Below are 2,384 nucleotides of genomic sequence, written 5' to 3' on the forward strand. Positions count from 1 at the left end.
CAGCATACTGGCCACCGGTACTGCCGATCCGCTGGCCGATACCCGAACACAGAACGTCATCGAGCTGCCCGATAATGCCATGACACAGCCCGAAGGCGACTGGGATCTGGTCCATGGTGAGCTGATGACCTTCGCCAATCCCGGCTTCGATCTGCCGCCCATTGATCGGCTGGAGGCATTCGATCCGAATGGTCGCTGTGTTTATACACGGGTTTTAGTGGCGGTTGAATCGAAAGACTTGATCCGGCCTGTTTGGCTGTACAATTACAAGCTCGGCCATAATATGGAGAGGATAGCCTCGGGATGCTGGTATCCAGCAAAATAGAACGAAATCGGCTTAAATCGGCAAAGAACATTTGACTTCGGGCTTTCATTTCAGTATATTTGCAGGGTGAATTAAAGTGGGAGTGTTGTATTTGCAGCATTCCTTAACTGCCTCTGTTGAGGTCATGGCAAAACGCAATAGCCCCCAAGAGGAGTATGAGACATGGCAGAAATAGATGATCGCTGGTTGTCAGTGGACGAAATATGCAAATACCTTGGGATCGGTAAAGACACCGTCTACAAGTGGATCGATAAGCATGGAATGCCCGCTCATCGCATGGGACGACTGTGGAAATTCAAAAAAGAACAGGTCGACGCATGGGTTGAGGCTGGTGGCGCGGCTACTCATATCACCGATGAGAAACCGGATAAATAATGATGGCCACAGATAGGAGTGATAAATGGCAGAGCCAATAGAAAATAAAGTGACAAGGTCACTTAAAGCAGCGGAAGAGCTATACCACCGTCTTGTGTTGATAGTCGGGAAAGGTGGTTCCGGTAAAACTTCTGTTGTTCAGAATTTGGCAAAACTGCATGACGCCGAGCCTATAAATATCAATCTGTGCCTCTCAAAAGAGCTGCTTGAATTAACAGAAAAACAAAGGCAACTGAAGCTGGCCGAAATTTTAGCGAAGGCTGTCAATGGCAGCGGGGATAAGGTTTTTCTGGATAATATTGAGATCCTTTTTGATGTTGAACTCAAGCAGGACCCGTTGCGTTTGCTACAGGGCTTATCCCGAAATTTAACCGTCGTGACCTCTTGGAACGGCACTTTTGAAAAAGGCAAGCTGACCTACGCAGAGCCGGGTCACCGCGAATATAGAAGTTACGATTTAACAGACACTCTGGTTGTCAGCATGAGTGGCGAGGCAACAGTAGATTTTAAACAGTCAAGCGAGGATAAACTGATATGAAATACGGAGAGCTAATTCAATTTGATCCGATAGAATCGGTCGTTCAGCTGCGCGATGCTGACAAAACAAGTGCTGCCCATCAACTGGTTAACACCTATGTGGTTTCTGATGAAATGGCAGAACGGATGGTTCGCCTTGTAATTCCTCAGCTTCAGTTTGAGCAGCCACTCGATAATAAAGGCATCTTGGTGGTCGGTAATTACGGTACCGGTAAATCGCACTTGATGTCTGTCGTATCCAGCATTGCTGCCGATGCGTCCCTGCTTGATAGTTTAAACCACGAAAGCGTTAAAACGGACGCAGGCAAGATTGCCGGGAAATTCAAGGTCATCCGCACCGAGATCGGCGCAACGACTATGTCTCTCAGAGATATTCTGGTGGCAGAACTCGAAGAGCACCTCGAGAACATGGGCGTGAGTTATGTCTTCCCGGACTCGGGAACGATTACCAGTCATAAGCGAGCGTTTGAGGACATGATGGCTAAGTTCGGTGAAGTATTTCCTGAACAAGGTCTCCTGCTGGTGGTCGATGAGTTGCTGGATTATCTGCGAACCCGAAAGGATCAGGAACTCATCCTTGATTTGAACTTCCTCCGTGAAGTCGGTGAAGTGTGTAAAGACCTCCGCTTCCGTTTCATGGCCGGTGTACAGGAAGCCATATTTGACAGCCCGAGATTTGCCTTTGTCGCGGACAGTATCCGTCGGGTGAAGGACCGCTTCGAGCAGATCCTGATTGCACGAAGCGATGTTAAATTTGTGGTCTCGGAGCGTCTGTTAAAGAAAACTACCGAGCAACAGGCAAAGATCAGAGATTATCTCACTCCATTTGCTAAATATTATGGTGGCCTGAATGAGCGCATGGATGAATTTGTCCGGCTGTTTCCGGTACACCCTGATTACATAGACACCTTTGAAAGAGTGACTGTTGTCGAAAAGCGTGAAGTCCTCAAGACCCTCTCCATGGGCATGAAGGGCGTTTTGAATAAAGATGTCCCGGACAACGAGCCCGGCCTGATCGCTTTTGACAGCTACTGGAATACCTTAAAGCAAAATGCATCCTTCCGGGCGATTCCCGAGATCCGGGCGGTGATTGATTGCAGTCAGGTGCTGGAATCACGCATCGAAAACGCCATCACGCGCAAACAAT

4 protein-coding genes are annotated in these 2,384 nt (G+C 48.3%); all 4 read left to right on the forward strand.

The window, feature by feature from the left end:
- On the forward strand, window positions 1-325 hold a 325-nt coding region (locus PLF13_15020; protein HOP08581.1), incomplete at its 5' end, for a gamma-glutamylcyclotransferase.
- A gap of 162 nt (window positions 326-487) precedes the next feature.
- Complete coding sequence (locus PLF13_15025) at window positions 488-700, forward strand: helix-turn-helix domain-containing protein (protein HOP08582.1); 213 nt, start codon at window positions 488-490, stop codon at window positions 698-700.
- A 25-nt stretch (window positions 701-725) separates the two neighbouring features.
- Entirely contained in the window at window positions 726-1,238 is a 513-nt protein-coding gene (brxF, locus tag PLF13_15030) for a BREX-3 system P-loop-containing protein BrxF (GenBank protein HOP08583.1), read from the forward strand.
- A partial coding sequence (locus PLF13_15035; GenBank protein HOP08584.1) for a DUF6079 family protein occupies window positions 1,235-2,384 on the forward strand: 1,150 nt, incomplete at its 3' end. The genes brxF and PLF13_15035, both read left to right, overlap by 4 nt.

This window comes from Candidatus Zixiibacteriota bacterium (assembly GCA_035380245.1).
Taxonomy (GTDB): domain Bacteria; phylum Zixibacteria; class MSB-5A5; order GN15; family FEB-12; genus DAOSXA01.